General features: G+C 72.7%; 21 protein-coding genes. 6 read left to right on the top strand and 15 right to left on the bottom strand.

Annotation, left to right across the window (positions count from 1 at the left end; translation table 11 throughout):
* Positions 1-51 precede the first annotated feature (51 nt).
* From ACWEVN_RS32660 to ACWEVN_RS32630, 7 genes are all read right to left on the bottom strand, one after another.
* Positions 52-1,404, bottom strand: a complete 1,353-nt coding sequence (locus ACWEVN_RS32660) for an SPFH domain-containing protein (protein WP_452053843.1) — start codon at positions 1,402-1,404, stop codon at positions 52-54.
* Between the two features lie 88 nt (positions 1,405-1,492).
* Complete coding sequence (locus ACWEVN_RS32655) at positions 1,493-1,981, bottom strand: SPFH domain-containing protein (protein WP_449683344.1); 489 nt, start codon at positions 1,979-1,981, stop codon at positions 1,493-1,495.
* Entirely contained in the window at positions 1,978-2,412 is a 435-nt protein-coding gene (locus ACWEVN_RS32650; protein WP_449683343.1) for an NfeD family protein, read from the bottom strand. Before ACWEVN_RS32650 ends, ACWEVN_RS32655 begins: the two co-directional genes overlap by 4 nt.
* An 84-nt stretch (positions 2,413-2,496) precedes the next feature.
* Complete coding sequence (locus ACWEVN_RS32645) at positions 2,497-3,312, bottom strand: DUF3097 domain-containing protein (RefSeq protein WP_449683342.1); 816 nt, start codon at positions 3,310-3,312, stop codon at positions 2,497-2,499.
* Between the two features lie 51 nt (positions 3,313-3,363).
* The gene (locus ACWEVN_RS32640) at positions 3,364-4,251 is read right to left on the bottom strand and encodes an aminoglycoside phosphotransferase family protein (protein WP_452053841.1); all 888 of its coding nucleotides are present in this window, start codon (positions 4,249-4,251) and stop codon (positions 3,364-3,366) included.
* Positions 4,236-5,033 (bottom strand): SCO1664 family protein, encoded by a 798-nt coding sequence (locus ACWEVN_RS32635; RefSeq protein WP_449683340.1) that lies wholly within the window; start codon positions 5,031-5,033, stop codon positions 4,236-4,238. The genes ACWEVN_RS32640 and ACWEVN_RS32635 overlap by 16 nt, the downstream gene beginning before the upstream one ends.
* A 2-nt stretch (positions 5,034-5,035) precedes the next feature.
* Entirely contained in the window at positions 5,036-5,611 is a 576-nt protein-coding gene (locus ACWEVN_RS32630; protein WP_091311892.1) for a DUF3090 domain-containing protein, read from the bottom strand.
* Between the two features lie 77 nt (positions 5,612-5,688).
* On the opposite strand from ACWEVN_RS32630, the gene ACWEVN_RS32625 reads away from it, so the two are divergent.
* Genes ACWEVN_RS32625 through ACWEVN_RS32615 form a run of 3 tightly spaced genes read left to right on the top strand, consistent with a single transcriptional unit; the run spans position 5,689 to position 8,899 of the window.
* Positions 5,689-7,599 carry a prolyl oligopeptidase family serine peptidase gene (locus ACWEVN_RS32625; protein WP_452053840.1) on the top strand — a complete coding sequence of 637 codons (1,911 nt, stop codon included), beginning with the start codon at positions 5,689-5,691 and terminating at the stop codon, positions 7,597-7,599.
* Positions 7,596-8,495, top strand: coding sequence for a S66 peptidase family protein (locus ACWEVN_RS32620; RefSeq protein WP_452053839.1), 900 nt, complete (start codon positions 7,596-7,598; stop codon positions 8,493-8,495). The genes ACWEVN_RS32625 and ACWEVN_RS32620 overlap by 4 nt, the downstream gene beginning before the upstream one ends.
* 2 nt (positions 8,496-8,497) lie before the next feature.
* Positions 8,498-8,899, top strand: a complete 402-nt coding sequence (locus ACWEVN_RS32615; RefSeq protein ID WP_452053842.1) for a TIGR03668 family PPOX class F420-dependent oxidoreductase — start codon at positions 8,498-8,500, stop codon at positions 8,897-8,899.
* Here ACWEVN_RS32615 and mptB read toward each other — a convergent pair.
* From mptB to ACWEVN_RS32590, 5 genes are read right to left on the bottom strand one after another with little or no spacing between them, the layout of a single operon-like run.
* The gene (gene mptB / locus ACWEVN_RS32610; protein ID WP_449683337.1) at positions 8,896-10,431 is read right to left on the bottom strand and encodes a polyprenol phosphomannose-dependent alpha 1,6 mannosyltransferase MptB; all 1,536 of its coding nucleotides are present in this window, start codon (positions 10,429-10,431) and stop codon (positions 8,896-8,898) included. The two genes, ACWEVN_RS32615 and mptB, sit on opposite strands and share 4 nt — an antisense overlap.
* A gap of 47 nt (positions 10,432-10,478) precedes the next feature.
* Complete coding sequence (gene nikE, locus ACWEVN_RS32605; RefSeq protein WP_452053838.1) at positions 10,479-12,128, bottom strand: nickel ABC transporter ATP-binding protein NikE; 1,650 nt, start codon at positions 12,126-12,128, stop codon at positions 10,479-10,481.
* Positions 12,125-13,021: an ABC transporter permease gene (locus tag ACWEVN_RS32600; RefSeq protein WP_449683335.1), complete on the bottom strand. Its 897-nt coding sequence runs from the start codon at positions 13,019-13,021 to the stop codon at positions 12,125-12,127. Before ACWEVN_RS32600 ends, nikE begins: the two co-directional genes overlap by 4 nt.
* On the bottom strand, positions 13,018-14,043 hold the full coding sequence (locus ACWEVN_RS32595) for an ABC transporter permease (RefSeq protein WP_452053837.1): 1,026 nt from the start codon (positions 14,041-14,043) through the stop codon (positions 13,018-13,020). The genes ACWEVN_RS32600 and ACWEVN_RS32595 overlap by 4 nt, the downstream gene beginning before the upstream one ends.
* A gap of 3 nt (positions 14,044-14,046) precedes the next feature.
* The gene (locus ACWEVN_RS32590) at positions 14,047-15,879 is read right to left on the bottom strand and encodes an ABC transporter substrate-binding protein (protein ID WP_449683333.1); all 1,833 of its coding nucleotides are present in this window, start codon (positions 15,877-15,879) and stop codon (positions 14,047-14,049) included.
* A 181-nt stretch (positions 15,880-16,060) separates the two neighbouring features.
* On the opposite strand from ACWEVN_RS32590, the gene ACWEVN_RS32585 reads away from it, so the two are divergent.
* The gene (locus ACWEVN_RS32585; RefSeq protein WP_452053836.1) at positions 16,061-16,888 is read left to right on the top strand and encodes a M55 family metallopeptidase; all 828 of its coding nucleotides are present in this window, start codon (positions 16,061-16,063) and stop codon (positions 16,886-16,888) included.
* Positions 16,881-18,179, top strand: coding sequence for a M20/M25/M40 family metallo-hydrolase (locus tag ACWEVN_RS32580; RefSeq protein ID WP_452053835.1), 1,299 nt, complete (start codon positions 16,881-16,883; stop codon positions 18,177-18,179). Before ACWEVN_RS32585 ends, ACWEVN_RS32580 begins: the two co-directional genes overlap by 8 nt.
* Here the strand turns inward: ACWEVN_RS32580 and ACWEVN_RS32575 are convergent.
* Positions 18,176-18,901 carry a dienelactone hydrolase family protein gene (locus ACWEVN_RS32575; protein WP_452053834.1) on the bottom strand — a complete coding sequence of 242 codons (726 nt, stop codon included), beginning with the start codon at positions 18,899-18,901 and terminating at the stop codon, positions 18,176-18,178. The two genes, ACWEVN_RS32580 and ACWEVN_RS32575, sit on opposite strands and share 4 nt — an antisense overlap.
* Positions 18,902-18,925: 24 nt before the next feature.
* Positions 18,926-19,891 carry a zinc-binding dehydrogenase gene (locus ACWEVN_RS32570; RefSeq protein WP_452053833.1) on the bottom strand — a complete coding sequence of 322 codons (966 nt, stop codon included), beginning with the start codon at positions 19,889-19,891 and terminating at the stop codon, positions 18,926-18,928.
* 55 nt (positions 19,892-19,946) lie between these two features.
* Here ACWEVN_RS32570 and ACWEVN_RS32565 point away from each other — a divergent pair, with 55 nt between their 5' ends.
* Positions 19,947-20,711, top strand: a complete 765-nt coding sequence (locus ACWEVN_RS32565; RefSeq protein WP_452053832.1) for an AraC family transcriptional regulator — start codon at positions 19,947-19,949, stop codon at positions 20,709-20,711.
* Between the two features lie 49 nt (positions 20,712-20,760).
* On the opposite strand, the gene ACWEVN_RS32560 is transcribed toward ACWEVN_RS32565, so the two are convergent.
* On the bottom strand, positions 20,761-21,410 hold a 650-nt coding region (locus ACWEVN_RS32560), incomplete at its 5' end, for a class I SAM-dependent methyltransferase (protein ID WP_452053831.1).

Raw genomic sequence — 21,410 nt, 5'->3', positions numbered from 1 at the left:
GCCACATTCGGTGCGTGGGACGCAACCAACGCCACATTGGGGCGCTTGGGGTCAGCGGCGGGGGCCGCCCTGGGGACCGCCGAAGGGGGGCTGCTGCGGGAACGGGCCCGAGCCCGGGTTCTGCTGCTGCGGGCCGCCGAACTGGCCCGGCGGCGGGGCCTGCGGCGGCTGGCCCTGGTACTGGCCGCCTGGCGGCGGGCCGGCCGGGGACTGCGGCTGCGGGAGGGCCGGCTGGCCGCTCTTCGGCGTCGACGGCTGCTGCGGCGGGGGCACGGCCTCGGTGCCGCGGTCTTCGTCGGCTTCCGGTTCGGCCTGCTGCTGGGCCGGGCGCGGGATCGACGGCCGCGCGGGCGGCGAGGAGGGCGCCCCGATCGCCGGGACCTCCTTGCGGGCCACCGCTTCCGCGGCCGCGACGGCCTCGGCGACCTTCGGGTCGCTCTTGGTCTCGAACCAGCTGGAGACCTCGTCGTCCTCGAGGTCGGGCTTGTCCGGGACGTCGTCGTCCTTCGGCGGCTCGTACCGGAACACGCCGTCGTCGCCCGGGGCGCCGAGCGCGCGGGCGAAGCCTTCGAGGGCCTTGCCGTAGTCGCTGGGGATCATCCAGACCTTGTTCGCGTCGCCCTGCGCCATCTGCGGCAGTGTCTGCAGGTACTGGTAGGCCAGCACCTCCGGGGTCGGGCGGCCGGCCTTGATCGCGGCGAACACCTTCTCGATCGCCTTCGCCTGGCCCTGCGCCTGCAGGTAGCGCGCGGCCCGCTCACCCTGGGCCCGCAGGATGCGGGACTGCCGCTCGGCCTCGGCGGCGAGGATGGTGGCCTGGCGGGCACCTTCGGCGGCGAGGATCTGGCTCTGCTTTTGGCCTTCCGCGGTCTTGATCGCCGATTCCCGCTGGCCTTCGGCGGTGAGGATCATGGCGCGCTTCTCACGGTCGGCGCGCATCTGCTTCTCCATCGAGTCCTGGATGGAGGGCGGCGGGTCGATCGCCTTCAGCTCGACGCGGGCGACGCGGATGCCCCAGCGGCCGGTGGCCTCGTCGAGCACGCCGCGCAGCTGGCTGTTGATGGAGTCGCGGGAGGTCAGGGTCTGCTCGAGGCTCATGCCGCCGACCACGTTGCGTAGCGTGGTGGTGGTCAGCTGCTCGACACCGACGATGTAGTTGGAGATCTCGTACACCGCGGCGCGGGAGTCGGTGACCTGGAAGTACACGACCGTGTCGATCGAGACCGTCAGGTTGTCCTCGGTGATCACCGGCTGCGGCGGGAACGAGACGACCTGTTCGCGCAGGTCGATCCGGGCGCGCACCTTGTCCAGGAACGGCACGAGGATGTTGAGGCCGGGCGAGGCGACCGTGCGGAACCGGCCGAGCCGCTCGATCACGGCCGACTGTGCCTGCGGCACCACCATGACCGCCTTGGCGATCGTGATGATCACCAACAAGGCCAAGGCTATGACCAGGCCGATCACAAATCCGGTCAAGAGAATTTCCCCTTACCTAGTACCATTCTTGCGCGGTTGACGGCGTTCCGGGTGCGGCAGGCGGGCTGACCTCGAGGTGCAGTTCCCGGGTGGTGACGCCCCAGCGGCCGGTGGTGTCGTGCAGGACCGTCCACACTGTACGGTGCAGGTCCCCGGGTGCGGCGACGGCGCGCTCGGCGGTGGTCAGGCCCGCTTCCTGCCGCAGCGCGGTGCGGGTCAGCTGCTCGATCGCCAGGGCCGGGGCGGCGATTTCGTAGGTGGCCAGGCGCGGATCGGTCACCGCGAAGACGACCTCGAAGCCGATGAGGACCTCCCGCCCGTCGCCGGTTTCGACCGGGCGGGGCGGGGCCGAGAGGATCTGGTCACCGAGGTCGAACCGGGCGCGGACCCGGTCGGCGAACGGGAGCACGACGTGGCGGCCGGGGCCGAGGACGGCGCGGAACTGCCCGCCGCGTTCGAGCACCGCGGCGTGGCCTTCGCCGACGACGACGAGTCCGAGGCTCACGGCTCGGCCGACACGACGGCGGTGGCACCGGAGATCTCGACCACCGTGACCTGCGTCCCGGGCGCGATGGGCGGCAGGTGCTCGCCGAGGCTGCGGGCCGACCAGACGTCGCCGCCCAGCTTCACCTGCCCGGCTTCGGCGTCCACTGTGGACAAGACGACGGCGCGGGCGCCGATCAGCGCGTCGATCCCGGTGTGGTGGGTCGGCCCGGAGAGGAAGCGCCGCTTGAGCGCGGGCCGGACGAGCAGGAGCATGCCGACCGAGGCGACGGCGAACACGGCGACGTCGATGACCAGGTTCCCGGTGAGGACCTCGGCACCGGCGCCGAACAGCGCGGCGACGCCCAGCATGATCAGCACGAAGTCGCCGGAGACGACTTCGGCGATCACCAGGGCGATCCCGACGATCAACCAGACCAGTGCCCAAGTCATGGCTTCATGCTCTCAGATCACGCCGGTTCGCACCGGCGTGGTGACGGGACGTGACCTTCGCGTGACCTTGGACAATTCGGACATTCAGCCCTCTTCCCCCGGTTCGGTGACGAAGTCGATGAGCCGTTCCACGGCCCCGATGAGCGGGGTCTCGAGGTCGCGGAAACTGCTCACTCCGCTCAAGACACGCTGCCAGCCTTCGAAAGGTTGCCCCCAGCCGAGCGCGTCGCAGATCCCCTGCTTCCACTCGGTCCCGCGCGGGATCTTCGGCCAGGCCTTGATCCCGACCGCCTCGGGGCGCACCGCCTCCCAGACGTCGATGTAGGGGTGGCCGGTGACCAGCACGTTCTCGTCGCGGACGGCCTCGACGAGCCGGGATTCCTTGCTGCCGGGCACGAGGTGGTCGACCAGGACGCCGAGGCGGCGGCCGGGGCCGGTGCCGAACTCGGCGATCCGGTCGGCGAGCACGTCCACGCCGTCGAGCGGCTCGACGACGACGCCTTCGACACGCAGGTCGTGGCCCCAGACGCGTTCGACGAGCTCGGCGTCGTGCTTGCCTTCGACCCAGATGCGCGAGTCGCGCGCGACGCGGGCCTTCAGTCCTTCGACGCGGACCGAACCGGACGCCGAGACCTGGCGGGCCGGGGCCTTCGCCGGTGCCCGGTACGGCACGAGCGTGACGGGCTTGCCTTCGAGGAGGAACCCGGCGGGTGCGAGGGGGAAGACGCGGTGGCGGCCTCGGGCGTCCTCGAGCACGACGTTCCCGTACTCGATCTTCACCACCGCGCCGCAGTAGCCGCTGGCCGGGTCCTCGACGACCAGGCCGGGTTCGGCGGGGACCTCCGGCACCTTCTTGCGGCGCGGGCCGGCGAGCACGTCGTCATAGCGTTGGGAGCGCACGACCCCGGAACCTAGTGGCCGCGGCGCCGCGGCCGGGGCATGCCACGCCGGTCAGCCCGCCAGTTCCAGCAGGGCGTCGGTGAACGGGGTGGGTTCGCCACGGCGCAGCGGCGCGTGGGCGGCCAGCGGAGCCAGGGCGGCGCACCACGCGAGGGCGCGGCCGGGGTCGAGGCCGGGCAGGTGCGGGCGGAGTGCCTCGATGCCGTCGTCGAGCGTGCCGCCGGCGGCCAACGGCAGGTAGAGCCAGTCGGCGAGGTCGAAGGCCGGGTCGCCGACGCTCGGGCGCGGGTCGATGGCGACCACACCGCGGCGGGGGCCGGCGTCGAGGACGTTGCCGGGGTGCAGATCGCCGTGCACGACCGCGACCGGGCCGCCTTCGGCGAGGGCGAGGGCCCGGCTGCGGGCCCTCGCCAGGAGCCCGGGAGTCAGGTGCGGTTCGGCCGCCGAGCCGGGGACGGTGCGTTCGGTGATGTCGAACATGAAGGTCACGCGGTCGGTCAGCGGCGGCAGCCCGGGCGGGGGTGCGACCGCGTGCAGCTCGCTCAGCAGCGCGCCGATCTCGGCCCACGGCACCGGCCGGCCGCGCAGTTCGGTGCCGGGCACCAGGCCTTCGAGCAGGATCGCCCCGGCGTCGAGGTCGGTGTCCAGCACCTGCACCGCTCGGGGGCAGCCGCGCCAGGCTTGCAGCCCCGCGGACTCCAGCCGGGCGACCTCGGGATCCGGGGTGAGCTTGAGGACCCGCAGGTCACCATCGGGGCCCGTGCACAGCAATGTGCGGCCGGAGTTGCCGGGCCGCGTCTCGCGGACGGTCAGCCCCCACCTCGCGGTCAGGCGGGCCACCAGGTCCGGGAGCGTGTCGCACCACGGCTCGGCCAGGTCCGCGCCGAAGCGGCCGACCAGCCGCGCGCGGGCGGCCTCGTCGACTAGAACAGCGGCCACGGGATGGCTCGCCAGTCGTCGCCGGGCTCGGGGAAGATGCCCTCGGCGAGCAGGACGTCGGTGCGCGCGGCCAGCGCGCGGATCTCGAACTTGGTGATGTGCTCGGCGAGGGTCTTGCCGAGGCCGCCGTCGAGCTCCGACCGCAGCTTGCGCAGCTTCTCGACGGTGTCCGGTGGCAGCGGCTCGCCGATCCAGCCCCACAGGACGGTCCGCAGCTTGGGGTCGGTGTGCAGGCAGATGCCGTGGTCGACGCCGTAGACGCGGCCGTCGACGCCGGGCAGGAGGTGCCCGCCCTTGCGGTCGGTGTTGTTGGCGATGATGTCGAGCACGGCCAGGTCGCGCAGACCGGGGTGGTTCGCGTGGGCCAGCACCGCGGGTTCGCCGAACCGGTCGTGGGCGTTGAGCACCGGGCGCCAGCCGTCGGGGACGTCGTCGGGCGGCAGGACTTCCACCAGGTCGTCCTCGGTGGTTTCCACCCACAGCTGGACCATGCCGGGGCCGAACGGCCCGTCGCGCAGCACGGTCGGCGGGATCGCGCCGATGCCGGTCGTGTCGGCGATGATCGCGGTGGCGACCTCGCGCCCGGCGAGGGTGCCGTCGGGGAAGTCCCACAGCGGCCGCTCCCCCGACACCGGCTTGTAGACGACCCGGCCGGTGACGCCGTCGAGCTCGATGGCGCAGAAGAGCGTGACGTTGGAGGCGTCGACCAGCCGGCCTTCGACGTCGATGCGGCCGTGGGTGACGAGTTCGCGGGAGGCGGGGTCGGCCGGGACGGGCGTCATGGTCAGTCTTCGCCCGCGTCGGTCTCGCGCCGGTAGCCGTTCTGCCGGGGGCAGATGTGCCCGGCCGGGTCGAGCGGCTCGGCGCACAGCGGGCACGGCTTGCGGCCGGCGTTGACGACGCGGTCGGCCCGCTCGGCGAAGGCGCGGGCGGCGGCCGGGCTGAGGAAGACGCGGACGGCGTCCGGGCCTTCCTCGGTGTCGTCGAGCACGACGGTTTCGTCGACCTCGCCCTCGGTGATGGCGAGCAGTTCGATGACGACCGCGCTGCTGTCGGCGTCCCAGCCCAGGCCCATGGTGCCGACCCGGAACTCCTCCTCGACCGGCACGGTGAGGGGGTCGAGGTCGACCAGGTCCTCGGGGGCGTCGTCGGGGACGTCGGCACCGAACCGGCTGGCGACCTCCTCCAGCAGCGAGCTCAGGCGCTCCGCGAGGACGACGACCTGCTGTTTTTCGATGGTGACGCTGATCGTGCGCACGTCCTCCGACGCCTGGAGGTAGAACGTGCGATCGCCGGGCTCGCCGACGGTGCCGGCGACGAACCGATCCGGCTGGCGGAAGACGTGGATTACGCGAGACATAGCACTGACGACCCTAGGCCACCGGCGCATGATCGGCATCCGCCGCCCCACCGTTGGCGGGCCGCTAGCCTCGGGGGGTGTCTCGGATCTCCCCGTGCGGAACCTGGTCGTCGCCCATCACCGCCGCCGAAGTGGCCGCCGCCGGTGGCGGCCCGCAGTGGCTCGACGTCGTCGGCGGCGAGGTGTGGTGGGCCGAGGCGAGACCCGGGGAACAAGGCCGGGTCGCGCTGGTCCGGGCGGTGCCGGGCGGGACCGAGGACGTCCTGCCGGCCCCGTGGAACGTCCGCAACCGGCTGCACGAATACGGCGGCCGGCCGTGGGCGGTGGCCGACGGGATCGTGGTGTTCACGCACTGGGCCGATCAGCGCGTGTACGCGCAGAGCGAAATCGGCGTGGCGGCGCTCACGCCGTCCCCGGCCGAGCCGCAGAGCGTCCGCTACGGCGATCTGCGGGCCGGGCGGCCGGGTGAGGTGTGGGCGGTCCGCGAGCGCAGCACCGGGCCGCGTCCCACCGACATCGAACGGGACCTGGTGGCGATCGCGGTGGACGGCGGTGGCGAGCGGGTCCTGGCCGCGAGCCACCGGTTCCTGACCGTGCCGAAGCTGTCGCCGGACGGCCGGCACGCGGCCTGGTTCGGCTGGGACCACCCGCTGATGCCGTGGGACGGCACCGAGCTGTGCGTGGCACCCGTCGGCGAGGACGGGGCGTTCGGGCCGCACCGGGTGCTGGCCGGTGGCGTGGACGTCGCGGTGTGCCAGGTCGAGTGGGAGACGCCGGCGACGCTGCTGGCCGTGCTGGACCCCGGCGGCTGGTGGAACCTGCACCGCGTCGGCCTGGACGGGACGCTGAAGAACCTGGCACCGGTCGAGCAGGAACTGGGCGGGCCGCTGTGGAAGACGGGGTCGCGCTGGTTCGCGCCGCTGGACGGCGGGCGGCACGCGGTCCTGTCCGCGGGCCGGCTGGCGGTGCTCGACGAGGCCGACGGTTCGGTGACGCCACTGGCCGGCGAGCTGACGGCCTGGTCTTCGACGGGACTCGCGGTGTCGGGCGAAGACGTCGTGGGCGTGGCCGGTGGCCCGGCGCGGGAGGCCGCGGTCGTGCGGGTCTCCCCGGGCGGCGCGGTGACGGACGTGACGCCGCAGCCGGAGCTGCCCTCGGCGTTCCTGCCGGTGCCGCAGGAGCGGGTGTTCAGCACGCCGGACGGCGAGGCCGTGCCGGTGGTGCTGTACCCGCCGCGGAACCCGGAGTTCGCGGCCCCCGACGGCGAGCGGCCGCCGCTGCTGATCGACGTCCACGGCGGCCCGACCGGGCAGCACTTCGCCGAGCTGAACCTGGAGATCGCGTACTTCACCAGCCGCGGCATCGGCGTGGCGGCGGTGAACTACGGCGGCTCGACGGGGTTCGGGCGGGCCTACCGGGAGCGGCTGCGGGGGCAGTGGGGTGCGGTGGACGTCGCCGACTGCGTGGCGGTGGCCGAGGCGCTGGTGGCGGCCGGGCTGGCCGACGGCGACCGGATCGGGATCCGGGGCGGCAGCGCGGGCGGGTTCACCGCGGCGGCGTCGCTGACGACGACGAAGACCTACCGGGCGGGCACGGTGCTGTACCCGGTGCTGGACCTGGCCGGGTGGACCGGCGACACGCACGACTTCGAGTCGCGGTACCTCGACGGGCTGGTCGGGCCGTTCCCCGAGACGCGGCAGCGGTACGTCGACCGGTCCCCGCTGGCGAACGTCGGGCGCCTGGCCGGGTCGGTGCTGTTCCAGCAGGGGCTGGAGGACCGGATCTGCCCGCCGGAGCAGGCCGACCGGTTCGTGGCCGAGCTGGCCGGGCGCGCCATCCCGTACGCCTACCAGCGGTTCGCCGGTGAGCAGCACGGTTTCCGGCAGGCGGCGACGATCGTGGCGGCGTTGGAGGCGGAGTTGTCGTTCTACGGCCAGGTGTTCGGGTTCGAGACGCCGGGTGTGGCGCGGCTGGAGCTGTCCCGGTGAGGCCGCCGCGGTTGCGGGCCGGGGACACCCTCGCCCTGGTGGCGCCGGCCGGGCCGGTGCCGGCGGACCTGCTGGAGAAGGCGTTGCCGGTGCTGCGCGGCTGGGGCGTCGAGGTGCGGGTCGGGCCGTGCGTGCGGTCGTCGCCGGGCTCGCCGCCGTACCTGTCCGGTTCGGACGCGGAGCGGGCGGCGGAGTTCACCGAAGCGTGGCTGGATCCGGGGGTGCGGTGCGTGCTGGCGGCCCGGGGCGGCTACGGCGTGCAGCGGATGCTGGACCTGGTGGACTGGCCGGCGTTGCGGGCGGCGGGCCCGAAGGTGCTGGCCGGGTCGTCGGACATCACGGCGCTGCACCGGGCGGTGGACGTCCACCTCGGACTGTCCACTTTGTTCTCCCCGATGCCGGCGAGCGTGCTGTTCGACGACTTCGCGGTGGAACACCTGCGGCGGTCGCTGTTCGAGCCGGAGCTGAACCGCGTGGTCCGCGGCGGGTCGGCGCTGGTCCCGGGCCGCGCCTCGGGCGTGCTGACGGGCGGCAACCTGTCCCTCCTGGCGGCGGGCATCGGCACCCCGGAGCACGGCTCGGCGCGGGACGCGATCGTGCTGCTGGAGGACGTGACGGAGAGCGTGTACCGGCTGGACCGGATGCTGACGCAGCTGCTGCGCAGCGGCTGGTTCGCCGGAGTGCGCGGGATCGTGCTGGGTTCGTGGGCGGCGTGCGGGCCGGCGCCGGAGGTGCGTGCGCTGCTGGTGGAGCGGCTGGGGCCGCTGGGGGTGCCGACAGTGGAGGAGTTCGGGTTCGGGCACGTGGCCTCGTCGCCGACGTTGCCGCTGGGGGTCCCGGTGACCCTGGACGCGGACCTGGGGACGCTGACCTTCGACTCCCCCGCGTTGACGTGAGGTTGTCGTCGGAGGAGGCCCGCGCCCGGTTCGCCGAGGCGCGGGTCGCCCGGCTGGCGACGGTGTCGGCTTCCGGGGTCCCGCATCTGGTGCCGGTGACGTTCGCGGTGCGCGGGGACGTGGTGGTGTTCGCGGTGGACCACAAGCCGAAGTCCTCGGTGGCCCTGCGGCGGCTGCGCAACATCGCGGAGAACCCGGCGGTGTGCTTCCTGACGGACGGCTACGACGAGGACTGGTCGCGGCTGTGGTGGGCGCGGGCGGACGGGGTCGCGCGGGTGTTGCCGCCGGGGGCGGAGCCGGTGTCGTGGCTGGTGGCGAAGTACGCGCAGTACGCCGAGCGGCCGCCGGAGTACGCCGTGGTGGTCACCGAGGTGCACACCTGGAGCGGATGGGCGGGGAACTAGTCGCGGAGGAACTTCTCCGGGCGGCGCCAGGCGTCGATGATGCCCAGCGGGTCCGGTCGCAGGAGGGAGGCCGCCGCGTACAGGCTGGCCAAGACGACTCCGGCGATGAACCACCAGTCGTACAACGCCTGCTCGCCCGTCGGGTAGTACACCAAGGTCACGAACACCGAGACCGCCACCACCAGCGCCAGGTGCCGCGGCTGCCACTTGAACGCCGACAGGAGCACGAAACCCCAGGTCAGGTACCACGGCAGGGTCGGCGGCATCAGGATCGCCACCGCCAGGAGCGAGATGCCGGCCCGGTACACCGCCTCCGTGCCGCCGCCGCGGGCGAGCCACCACTGGCGGATGCCGAAGGCGATCAGCAGGAGCATGCCCGCCGCGCGGGCGACCGTCACGAACGGCGAGACCTGGACGTCCACGATCAGGTGGACCAGGTTGTAGAACACCTCGCCGATGCCGGTGGGGATGTTCAGCCAGTTCGCGATGAGCTGAGGGGCCTTCAGCCCCGACCACCAGCCCAGGTTGAGCGAGCCCAGCGAGATCCACGTGCCCGCGACGAACACCGGCAGGAACAGGCCCACCGAGGCCGCGCCGGCGCGCAGGAAGTTGCGGACCTTCGACTCGCCCGTGAGGTGGTTGGCCCACATCCAGACGATGAACGGCAGGGCGATCGCCGCGGTGGGCTTGATCAGCATGCCGATCGTGACCAGGACGACCGCGAGCACGTGCTTGCGTTCCAGGGCGGCGAGGACGCCGATGGTGAGGAACGCGAGCATCATCAGGTCGTTGTGCGGGCCGCCGAAGAGGTGGATCACCATCATCGGGCTGGCCACCGCGAGCCACAGCGCGACGGGGAGCTTGCCGCCGAGGTGCTTGACCAGCCGCGGGAGCGCCCACAGCGTGCCGGCCAGGCCGACCAGCAGCACGAGGCGCATGAGGATGACGCCGAGGATCATGTTGTCGCCGGTGGTGGCGACCACGCCCTTGGAGATCAGCAGGAACAGCGGCCCGTACGGGGCCGGGGTGGTCTGCCAGAGCGGGTGGACGTTCTGCACCACGTTCGGCAGCACGTCGAGCTCGGCCGGGCCGTTGGCGTACGGGTCGAGCCCGTAGAGCAGCTGGGCGCCCTGGCCGAGGTAGGAGAAGACGTCGCGGGTGAACAGCGGCGGCGACACCAGCAGCGGCGCCATCCAGCAGCCCGCGGCGACCAGGATCGGCCGGCTGCCGATGCGGCCGGCCAGCACGTAGCGGCCGAGCCGGACCCACGCCCACACGACCATGCCGAAACCGGTGTAGAGGACGGCGTTGGCGAGCATGCGGCCGTGGCCGTAGCGGACCCAGGACATCGGGCCGTGGCCGAGCACCGGGTCCTTGATCAGGATGCCGCCGGCGCCGAGGGCGGCGATCATCAGCAGAGTGCTGCCGACGGTGCCCATCGCGATCGTGCGGTAGGGGAATCGCGAGGGCACGCGGAGCCGCTCGGCCAGTCCGGTCGAGGGCGTCTGTGCGGGGTCGGTGGTGGTCGCCATTTCCGTTCGGAGATTACACAACGCGCTCGTGTGCGGTTCCCGCAGTATCAGGTTTCGACGGTGCGGCGCTGGGCGGTGCCGCCGGGCAGCGCGGCCAGCAGGGACTTCGTGTACTCGTGCTGCGGGTCGAGCAGGACCTGCTCCACGGTCCCGGTTTCGACGAGCTCGCCGCGGTACATCACGGCGACGCGGTCGGCGATGTTCCAGGCCAGGCCCAGGTCGTGGGTGATCACCAGGGCGGCGAGGCCGAGTTCGCGCCGCAGCCGCAGCAGCAGGCCGAGGATTTCGCCGCGCACCGACGCGTCGAGCGAGGCGACCGGTTCGTCGGCCACCACCACCGCCGGTTCGAGCGCCAGGGCCCCGGCGATGACGACGCGCTGGCGCTGGCCGCCGGAGAGCTGGTGCGGGAGCCGGTCGGCGTACTTTTCCGCCGGTCGCAGCTCCGCGGCCTCCAGGGCGCGGTGGACGACCGCGCGCTCGTCGCTCAGCCGGTGGATCCGCGGCCCTTCGGCGACGGCCTCGTACACCGTGTGGCTGGGGTTCAGCGCGCTCGTGGGGTCCTGCAGGACGAGCTGGACCTGACGGCGGTAGGCCTTGAGGCCCGCTCCCCCGGCCGGCACCGGGTTCCCGGCGTAGCGGACCACGCCGGAGTCGGGTTTCTGCAGGCCGAGCAGGGTCCGGGCGAGCGTCGTCTTGCCGGAGCCGGACTGGCCGACCAGGGCGACGATCTCGTCGCGGGCCACGGTGAGGTCGACGCCGGCGACGGCGTCGATCCGCTTGCCGGTGCGGTCGCGGAAGGACACGCGCAGGTTCTCCGCGGCCAGCAGCGGCTCGCCCGCCTCCCGGTCCGCCGGTTCCGGCGGCAGCGGGGTGCTGGTGGCGGGGGCGAAGCGGGACACCGGGTCGCCGACGGTCGGGAACGCCGCCGCGAGCGCCCGCGTGTGGTCGTGGCGAGGTGACCCCATCACCTCGGCGCCGGGGCCTTCCTCGACGATCTGCCCGTCGTACATGACGGCGATGCGTTCGCAGGTGGCGGCGAGCACGGACAGGTCGTGGCTGATCATGATCAGCCCGATCCGCTGTTCGGCGACCAGCCGGGACAGCAGGGCGAGGACCTGGGCCTGGACGATGACGTCGAGGGCGGTGGTCGGCTCGTCGGCGATGATCAGCCGGGGCGAGCAGGCCAGCGCCATGGCGATCATGACGCGCTGCTTCTGCCCGCCGGACAGTTCGTGCGGGTAGGCGCCGGCCCGGGCCGGGGGCAGGTCGACCTGGGTGAGCAGCTCGGCGACGCGGGCGTCGACCTCGGTGTCGGTGAGGGCCGTGCCGGACGGCGGGTGCAGCCGGATCGGTTCGGCGATCTGCTCGCCGATCTTGCGCACCGGGTTGAGCGCGTGCATGGCGCCCTGGAACACCACCGAAGCCTCGGCCCAGCGGACCGCGCGCAGCCGTCCCCACTTCATGGTGGTGACGTCTTCGCCGTCGAGGAGGATCTCGCCGGTGATCTTCGCCGTGCGCGGCAGGAGGCGCAGCACGCTCATCGCGACGGTGGACTTGCCCGAGCCGGATTCGCCCGCGACGCCGAGGGTGCCGCCGGGGTCGAGGGTGAGGTCGACGCCGCGGACGGCGGGGACGTCGGTGTCCCCGACCGCGTAGGTGACGGTGAGGCCGGTGAGCTGCAGCAGCGGGGTGGTCACTTCTTCAACCTCGGGTTGAACACGGTCTCCAGGCCCCGGCCGACCAGGGTGAAGAAGAGGACGACGAGGACGATGGCGATGCCCGGCGGGAGCACGTTCCACCAGGCGCCGCGGCTGATGGCGCCGTTGTTGAGGGCGTTTTCCAGCACCAGGCCCCAGGTGACGGAGTTGGGGTCGCCGACGCCGAGGAACGACAGGGTCGCGTCGGCGATGACGGCGTTGCCGACGACCAGGGTCGTGTTGGCCAGCACCAGCGGCATCACGCCGGGCAGCACGTGCCGGCCGATGATGTGCAGGTGGCCGCCGCCGAGGGCGTGCGCGCGCTCGATGTAGGGGCGGCTTTCGATGGTCAGTGTCTGGGCGCGGACCAGCCGGGCGGTGCTGGGCCAGGCGGTGAGGCCGATGGCGATGATGATCGTGCCGACGCCCTTGGGCAGCACGGCCGAGAGCGCGATGGCGAGGATCAGCGAGGGCAGGACCAGGAAGAAGTCGGTGAACCGCAGCAGGGTCGCCGACACCCAGCCGCCGAAGTGGGCGGCGGTGATGCCGATCAGGGTGCCGATGACCACCGACAGCAGCGCGGCGGAGAAGCCGACGAGCAGGGAGATCCGGGTGCCCCAGACGGTCATCAGCAGCACCGACCGGCCGAAGTTCTCGGTGCCGAGCCAGTACTCGCCGCTCGGCGGGGACAGCGGTGCCCCGGTGGCCTTGGTGACGTCGAGGCCGGTCTCGTCGCTGATCAGCGGCAGCAGGAGGGCGACGACGACGGTGGCGGCGAGCAGGACGAGCCCGATGAGCGCGCCGCGCTGGGCGGCGAACTCGCGCCAGGTCCGGGTCAGCGACGCCCGGCGGCGGGCCCAGGCGATCTGCCGGGGTGTCTCGGCGGTGGTCATGAGGTACGCACCCTCGGGTCGAGCACGCGGTAGAGCAGTTCCGCGAGCAGGTTCATCAGCACCACCGAGCCCGCCAGCACGGTGAACACGCCCTGCAGCACCGGCAGGTCGGGGCCGTGCAGGGCGTCGTAGGTGAGCTGGCCCAGGCCCGGCCAGCTGAACACGGCCTCGACGGTGACCGCGCCGGCCAGCACCGAGCCGAACTGCATGAACACCAGCGTGGTGGTGGGCAGCAGGGCGTTGGGGACGGCGTGGCGGCGGCGGACGAGGTCGTCGCGCAGGCCCTTGGCGCGGGCGGTGGTGAGGTAGTCGGCGTTCATCTCCCCCAGCAGCGACGACCGCATGATCAGCATGTACTGGGCGTAGAACACCGCCAGCAGCGTCACGCACGGCAGCACCAGGTGGTGCAGGACGTCGAGGGTCTGGGACAGCACGTCGGGGGCGGCGTCGGGCGAGTGCATGCCGCGGCTGGGGAACAGCCCGTCGGTGACCACGAGCAGCATCAGGCCGAGCCAGAACTGCGGGACCGACCACAGCGTCAGCGCGATGCCGGTCTGGGTGCGGTCGAAGAAGCTGTCGCGGCGCCAGGCGGCGCGGATGCCGAGCCAGAGGCCGAGGACGACGGCGAGCAGGGTGGCGCTGCCGACGAGCAGGATGGTCGGCCAGAGCCGCTCGCCGATCATGTCGGCGACCGGGCGGCCGTTGTTGAGCAGCCGGGATTCGCCGAGGTCCCCGTGCAGCAGGTTCCAGAAATAGTTCCCGAACTGGACGAGGACGGGCTTGTCGACGCCCATCTTCTCGCGCAGTTCGGCGATCTGCTGGGGGCTGGTGACGCGGTCGCGGGTCATCGCCGCGACCGGGTCGCCGGGCAGCATCCGGAACAGGAAGAAGAACAGCACGATCACCAGCACGATGCTGATCAGCGCTTCGGCGATCTTGGTGAGCACGAACCGGGCCGTGCCGGTCCCGCCGCGGTGCTCGTCGACCCCGACGAGCACCGCGGCCTGGTCGGGGGTGGTCATCTCTTACTCGCGGTCCTCTGCGGTCTTGCCGCGGCGGCCGAGCACGATGCCGCCGCCGACGAGGACGACCACGACGACCGCGCCGATGACGATCCACAGCACGGTGGAGCCGCTGCCGGAATCGGCCGCGTTGGTGGTGCCGGCCGGGGTGGCGCCGTAGACGCCCCAGTAGCCGGTCTGCTCGAGGATGGCGCCCTGGGGCTGCGGCTGGGTGGTGAAGCCGGAGAACTTGTCGGAGCGGTAGGCCTCGAGGGCGTTCTGGTAGTCGAGCACGATGGTCGGGACCTGGCTGTAGAGCCGGGCCTGGGCCTGCTTGACGTACTCGGCGCGCTTGGTGTCGTCGGTTTCGGTGAGCTGCTTCTTGTAGAGGTCGTCGTAGGCGGCGTCGCAGAAGAAGGTGTCGGTGCTGCCGCCCTTGCCGTCCGGGGTGGGGCGCGCGGCGCAGGTGTGCAGCGAGAGCGCGTAGTCCGGGTCGGGGTTGGTGCCGTAGCCGCCGATGGCGAGGTCGTACTTGCCGGTGGAGGTGCGGTCGGACAGCTCGTCGTCGGAGACCAGGTCCTGCTTGACGGTGATGCCGACGTCCTTGAGCCAGCCGGTGACGTACTGGGCGACGCCCTGGTCGTAGCTGCGGTTGGCGTGCCCGGTCAGGCGCAGTTCCAGCTTCGCGCCGCCGGGGGCGGTGCGGACGCCGTCGGCGCCCTTCCGGTAGCCCGCCTGCTCGAGGGTGGTGTTGGCCGCGGCGAGGTCGAACTTGATGCGTTCGGCGTCGCTGGGGTCCCAGTGGTAGTCGCGGTAGATGGCGGGCACGACGCCGCCGCCGACCTGGCCGAGGCCCTTGAGGACCTTGTCGACGAGGGTCTTGGTGTCGACGGCCTGGGCGATGGCCTTGCGGAGGTTGAGGTCCTTGAGGACCGGGTTGCCGTCCCCGATCGGGTTGCCGGCGTTGTCGGTGACGCCGAAGTTGATCGCCAGCTCGTCGTAGCGGCGGCCGGGGGCGGCGTTGGTGGTGATGCCCTGCTGGCCTTGCAGCGCGGCGAACTGGTTGGGGTTGAGCCGGTTGATGACGTCGACTTCGCCCTGCTTGAGCGCGTTGACCGCGGCTTCGGTGTCCTTGAACTGCAGCAGCTGCAGTTCGTCGATCTTGGGGGCGCCGCGCCAGTAGTCCTTGTTGGCGCTGAACTTGACGTACTCGTTCGGCTTGTACTCGGTGACGTGGAACGGGCCGTCGGAGACGCCGGCGACGGCGAGGGTGTCGGTCGAGGCGGCCTTGAGGTCCTTGACCGGCTCCCAGATGTGCTGGGGCACGATCGGCACGTCGAGCAGGTTCATGTTGACCTGGACGGTCTTGGTCTTGATGACGAGGGTGGTGTCGTCGGGCGCGGTGACCGTCTCGAAGTTGGCCACGTAGTTGCCGTTGGCGGTGCGGGCGTTCTCGTCGGTGAGCATCCGGTTGAAGGTGAACGCCGCGTCCTTGGCGGTCACCGGCTGCCCGTCGCTCCACTTGACGCCGCCGCGGATCTTGAAGGTCCAGGTGAGCTTGTCCGGCGACGGGGTCCAGGACTCGGCGAGCGCGGGCGCGGCTTCGGCCTTTTCCGCGTCCGGGACGGTCAGGAACTCGAAGGTGAACCGGCCGATCTGCGTGGACGCCGAGAGCACGGCGGTGAACGGGTTGAGGTGGTCGATGCCGGTGGTGAGCGCGACCCGCAGCACCTTGGCCTGCTGGGCCTGGGCGGGGACGGCGAGCGGGATCGCCGTCAGCGTGGCGGCCGCGACGACCGCGCCCACCCGGGCGAAACGCCCGGCTCTGTGTTGGAACTGCACCGAAAACCACCCCATCGTTCGCTTGTGAGCCTCCCCAAGGACGAGAAGTAACCACATATCGGGACAACCGCGCAATATGTTGCCACCTCGGCAGGTGCCCGATCGTTATCGACACCCCGGTCGTCACGCTGAGTGACGTTCGGCGATGTGGGTGATTCGCGTCCGGAGGCCGGGCGCGCTGGTTAGAGTGCCCGGCATGCGCATCCTGATCTCGGCGGACATGGAGGGCGCCACCGGCGTCACCTGGACCGACGACGTCGTGCCCGGGTCGCCGCAGTGGGACCGCTTCCGGCGGCTGTTCACCGGCGACGTCAACGCCGTGCTGGCCGGGCTGTACCAGGCCGGGGCGAGTGACGTGCTGGTGAACGAAGCCCATTCCTCGCAACGGAATCTGCTGCTGGAGGACCTCGACCCGCGGGCGCGGATGCTCACCGGCCGGCACAAGCCGCTGTCGATGATGCAGGGCATCGATTCCGGTGTGGACGGTGTGGTGTTCCTCGGCTACCACGCCGGCGCGGGCTTCGACGGGGTGCTTTCCCACACCTACCTGGAGAACCAGATCACCGGGGTGTGGCTGGACGACGTCCCGGCGAGCGAGGGCCGGTTGAACGCGGGGATGGCCGCGGAGTACGGCGTCCCTGTCCTGCTCGTTTCGGGTGACGACAAAACGTGCGACGACGCCCGTGATTACGCTCCGGAGGCGGAGCTGGTCCAGGTGAAGGAATGCGTGAGCCGGTACGCGGCGATCTGCCTGCCGCCGGCGCGCACCGCGGAGCTGCTGACCGGCGCGGCCGCCGAGGCCCTGGCCCGGGCCGGCCGGGAGGAGCGGCAGGTCGGGCCGCACCGGATCGAGGTCGAGTTCGACGCGAGCCACCTGGCGCAGGCGACGGCGGTGATCCCTACGGTGGAGCAGATCGGCACCCGGCGGGTCGGGTTCGACGCGCCGACCATGACCGAGGCGATGAAGTGCTTCAAGGTCGTCACGGCGATCGCGGCGGGGGCGGTGCAGGGCATCTATGGCTGACGTCGTCGAGCTGTGCGCGGACCTGATCCGGTTCGACACGACCAACCGCGGCGGCAACGACGCCGAGCCCGAGCGGCCGGCGGCGGAGTACGTGGCCGCGTTCCTGGACGGCCTGGGCATCCCCGCGCGGATCCTGGAGGCCGCGCCGGGGCGGGCCAGCGTGATCGCGCGGGTGCCGGGCACCGACCCGTCCCGGCCGGCGCTGCTGGTGCAGGGGCACCTGGACGTCGTCCCGGCGGACGCGGCGGACTGGTCGGTGCCGCCGTTCGCCGGCGAGGTGCGCGACGGGTACCTGTGGGGCCGCGGCGCGACCGACATGAAGGACTTCGTGGCGATGGTGCTGGCCGCGCTGGCCGGCGGGGCGCGGCCGCGGCGGGACCTGGTGCTGGCGTTCGTCGCCGACGAGGAGGACCGCGGCGAGTGGGGCGCGCACTGGCTGGTCGCCCGCCATCCCGAGCTGTTCGAGGCCTGCGCGGCGGCGATCAGCGAGTCGGGTGGCTACACCTACCACGTGCCCGCGGCCGACGGCCGGGACGTCCACCTCTACCCGGTCGGGACGGCCGAGCGCGGGACGGCGCACCTGCGGCTGACCGCCCGGGGCCGCGCCGGGCACGGTTCGCGCCCGAACGACGAGAACGCCGTCACCCGGTTGGTGGGGGCGTTGCACCGGATCGCGGCGCACGAGTGGCCGGTGTCGCTGACGCCGGCGGTGCGGGCGTTCCTGGAGCGGACCGGCGCGGCGCTGGGTGTCGCGGTGGATCTGTCCACTTCGGAGGGTGTGGACGCGGCGGTGGCCGCGCTGGGGCCGGCCGGCTCGCTGGTGGTGCCGACGGTCCGCAACAGCACGACCCCGACGATGCTGGACGCGGGGTACAAGGTGAACGTGATCCCCTCGACGGCGACCGCGCAGGTGGACGTCCGGGTGCTGCCCGGGACCGAGGAGGCGTTGTTCGCCGCGCTGGACGACCTGCTCGGCGCGGGCGTGACGCGGGAGTTCGTGGCGCACCAGCCGCCGGTGCAGGCGCCGGTGGACTCGCCGTGGTTCACCGCGATGGCGGCCGCGCTGCAGGCGGAGGATCCGGAGGCGGTGGTGGTGCCGTACTGCCTGGGCGGCGGGACGGACGCGAAGGCGTTCGCGCAGCTGGGGATCGACTGCTACGGCTTCGCGCCGCTGTGGCTGCCGAAGGGGTTCCCGTACCGGGCGATGGCGCACGGGGTGGACGAGCGGGTGCCGGTGGCGGGCCTGCACTTCGGCACCCGCGTCCTGGCCCGGTTCCTCGAGAACTGCTAGAGGGCCCGGCCGAGCAGCGCCAGCAGGCTGTCCCAATGCCGTTCGAGGGCGGCGGGGTCGAAGGAGTCGGTGTCGGACATGGTGAAGCCGTGGACGGTGCCGGGGTAGATCTCGGAGGTGTACTCGAGTCCCGCGGCGTCCAGCGTCTTGTTGAGCTCGCCGAGAGCCTCGGGCGTCAGGTCGGTTTCGGCGTGGCCGAAGTGGACCCGGGCGGTGATCCGGCGCAGGTTGTCGGGCCCGGCGGCGCCCACCGGGGCGTGGAATCCGGCGAGGGCGGCCACCCGGCCGGGGTGGGCCGCGGCGGTGTGCGTCGCGAGGAGGCCGCCGATGCAGTAGCCGGTCGTCGCGACCGGGCCGGGGGCGACCTCGGGCCGGGCGGTGAGGAACTCCAGGCAGGCGTCGGCGTCACGCAGGATCCGGTCGGTGGTGTGCGCCTCGATCATGGGCATCAGCCGGGTGAAGACCGCGGGCCGGGCTTCGGCGCCGATGTACTCGGGCAGGTCGATCACCGGTGTCGGGCCGTGCCGGTAGAAGGGGTTGGGGACGAGCACGTAATACCCGTGGCCGGCCAGTTCTTGCGCCATTTCGCGCAGGACGGGCCGGATGCCGAAGCCGTCCGGGTACATCAGCACGCCGGGGTGGCGTTCGCCGTCGCCGGGGAACGCGGCGAAGGCGTCGGCCTGGCCGTCGGCGGTGGGGATCTGCAGTGACCGGGTGGGCATGATCACCGAGCCTAGGCCACCCGTTCAGGGCACGACGACGAGTTTTCCGGCCGCCCGGTCGTCCTCCATGTAGCGGTGGGCGGCGGCGATGTCGTCCAGCGGGAAGATCCGGTCGATGTGCGGCCGGTACGTGCCCGCCTCGACTTCGCCGACGATCCGCTGCAGCAGGGCGGTGCTGCCGGTGAGGGTGCTGCTGTGGAAGGCGGTCAGCTTGGTGCCGGACGGGATCTTCGCGATCGGCTCGAAGTCCGGGACGAGCCAGCCGCTGAGCGAGCCGGCCACGCACACCGTGCCGCCGCGGCGGACCAGGCGCAGCGAGTCCACCGCCGTGCGGGCGCCGACGAGGTCGAGCACCCAGTCCGGGCCTTCGGGCCACAGCTGCGGCAGGCCGGTCAGCGGGCCGCCGTCGTCGATGAGGACGTGCCCGGTCAGCGCGCCGGCCTTGTCCGGGCGGCGGGTGGTGGCGGCGACCTCCAGGCCGTGGCCGGCCGCGATCGCGGCCGCGGCCAGCCCGACCGAGGAGCTGCCGCCGCGGATGAGCAGCCGCCCGGTGCTGTCCGGGCCGATGCCGAGCGCGTCGAGGGCGCCCTGGGCGGTCAGGTAGGTCTCGGGCAGGGCCGCGAGGACGTCCCAGGGCAGGGTGGTGGTGACCGGCATCAGGAGCGGGTCGGGCAGCAGGGCGTATTCGGCGTAGCCGCCGTCGAAGGCGCGGCCCATCTCCCCCATCATCGCCGCGACCGTGGTGCCTTCGGGCAGCCGCGGGTCGGTCGAGGCGGCGACGGTGCCGACGCATTCGATGCCGAGCACGCGGGGGAAGACGACGTCCGGGGAGTGTCCCTGCCGGGTCCGCAGTTCCGACCGGTTCAGGCCGGTGCCCTCGACCCGCACCAGGCTCCAGCCCTCCCGCACCGCCGGGACGGGCAGCTCCCGGAGTTCCAGGACTTCCGGGCCGCCAGGCCGGACACACACCGCCGCTCGCATCGTGTTCATGGGTCCCACTCTCACCGGCGGGGCCGGTGGCCGACCACCGGTAGAATGCCAGCTTGTGCCCATTGCCCGCCAAGTCGTCCCGGAGTCGCGGATCTGGCCGTCGGGCGGGGCGCACCGGTGGCCGCCGGGCGGCACCAGCGCGGCGGACGTCCACGACCGGGGACACCTGGTGTACGCGGCCCGGGGCGTGTTGTCGGTGCACACCGAGCGGGGGACGTCGATCGTGCCGGCGAACCGGGTGGCCTGGACGCCGGCCGGGTTCGTCCACCGGCACCGCGCGCACGGCCACACCGACATGCGGATCGTGTTCCTGCCGGCGGGATTGGCCCGGCTCGTCCCGCAGCGGCCGGTGGTGTTCACGGCGTCGGGTCTCGCCCGGGAGGTGCTGCTCGCGTTGACCGGTCCGCGCGAGTACGACCGGTCGGCGAGTGCCCGCCTGCGCCGGGTCCTGGTCGACGAACTGCGCGAAGCACCGGAGCAGCCGCTGCACCTGCCCGAGCCGCGCGACGACCGGTTGCGGGCCATCGCGCGGCGGCTGTACGAGGAGCCCGGGGACGCCACGCCGCTGGCGGAGCTCGGGCAGCGGATCGGGGCGAGTGCCCGCACGCTGAGCCGGTTGTTCCGCGACGAGCTCGGGATGACGTTCTACGAGTGGCGTACCCAGGTCCGCATCGGCCACGCGCTGGTCCTGCTGGCCGACGGCCACGACACGGCGGCCACCGCGCGGGCGTGCGGGTGGGCGAACCCGAGCCACTTCATCGCGGCGTTCACGGCCGTGGTGGGGACCACGCCCGGGCGGCACCGGAACGGCGCCGGGTAGGCCGGGTGTTCCGCGGCGGAGAAGACGAGCGCGCCCGGGCGGCACCGGGCTAGCGGGTGAAGGTGGCCCAGTAGCGGGTGCCTTCGCGGATGGTGTCGAGGCTGATCAGCCGGACGCCGTCCTGGGCGATGGACTCGATCTCCGCCCGGCTGAACGGCCACGGCGGGCCTTCCCACGTCTCGGCGTCCGTGCTCTCCTCCGCGACCTCGCTGACCAGGAGCGTGCCGCCGGGGGCGAGGAAGCCGGCCAGGGACGTCACCGCGGCGGGCCGGAATTCGCGGGGCATGGCCTGGATGTTGATGATCTCCACGACCAGGTCGAACGCGTGGCGCCACTCCCCTGGCGGGTGCAGCAGGTCGGCCACGACGTAGTCCGCTGCGGACTCCGGGAAGCGGGCGCGGGCGGCGTCGACCGCGGCGGGGGCGACGTCGAAGGCGGTGACGGCCCAGCCGGCCGCGGACAGCAGCTCGGCGTCGTCGCCGAGGGCGCTGCCCACCACCAGGGCGCGGCGGCCCTCGCCGGGGTGGACCCAGGCGGCCAGGTCGGTGTTCGGGGTGCCGCGGGTCCACGGGACCTCGGCTTCGCCGCGGGCGGCGGCGGTGTAGAGCCGGTCGAACCAGGCGGTCGGGCTGCCTTCGGCGAGGGAGGCGCGGGCGAGTACGCGGTCGGCGGGTTCCGGCGTCGTCATGGTCGTGACCC

The organism is Amycolatopsis sp. NPDC003861, from assembly GCF_053605405.1.
This window is presented reverse-complemented; position numbering and strand designations above follow the sequence as displayed.

Bases quoted from the DNA above. Each gene is read 5' to 3' on its own strand.
- ACWEVN_RS32660 (WP_452053843.1), bottom strand. From the start codon at position 1,404: ATGGTGGTGCCGCAGGCACAGTCGGCCGTGATCGAGCGGCTCGGCCGG.
- ACWEVN_RS32650 (WP_449683343.1), bottom strand. From the start codon at position 2,412: ATGACTTGGGCACTGGTCTGGTTGATCGTCGGGATCGCCCTGGTGATC.
- ACWEVN_RS32635 (WP_449683340.1), bottom strand. From the start codon at position 5,033: ATGACGCCCGTCCCGGCCGACCCCGCCTCCCGCGAACTCGTCACCCAC.
- ACWEVN_RS32630 (WP_091311892.1), bottom strand. From the start codon at position 5,611: ATGTCTCGCGTAATCCACGTCTTCCGCCAGCCGGATCGGTTCGTCGCC.
- mptB (WP_449683337.1), bottom strand. From the start codon at position 10,431: ATGGCGACCACCACCGACCCCGCACAGACGCCCTCGACCGGACTGGCC.
- ACWEVN_RS32600 (WP_449683335.1), bottom strand. From the start codon at position 13,021: ATGACCACCGCCGAGACACCCCGGCAGATCGCCTGGGCCCGCCGCCGG.
- ACWEVN_RS32595 (WP_452053837.1), bottom strand. From the start codon at position 14,043: ATGACCACCCCCGACCAGGCCGCGGTGCTCGTCGGGGTCGACGAGCAC.
- ACWEVN_RS32590 (WP_449683333.1), bottom strand. From the start codon at position 15,879: ATGGGGTGGTTTTCGGTGCAGTTCCAACACAGAGCCGGGCGTTTCGCC.
- ACWEVN_RS32585 (WP_452053836.1), top strand. From the start codon at position 16,061: ATGCGCATCCTGATCTCGGCGGACATGGAGGGCGCCACCGGCGTCACC.
- ACWEVN_RS32580 (WP_452053835.1), top strand. From the start codon at position 16,881: ATGGCTGACGTCGTCGAGCTGTGCGCGGACCTGATCCGGTTCGACACG.
- ACWEVN_RS32575 (WP_452053834.1), bottom strand. From the start codon at position 18,901: ATGCCCACCCGGTCACTGCAGATCCCCACCGCCGACGGCCAGGCCGAC.
- ACWEVN_RS32570 (WP_452053833.1), bottom strand. From the start codon at position 19,891: ATGAACACGATGCGAGCGGCGGTGTGTGTCCGGCCTGGCGGCCCGGAA.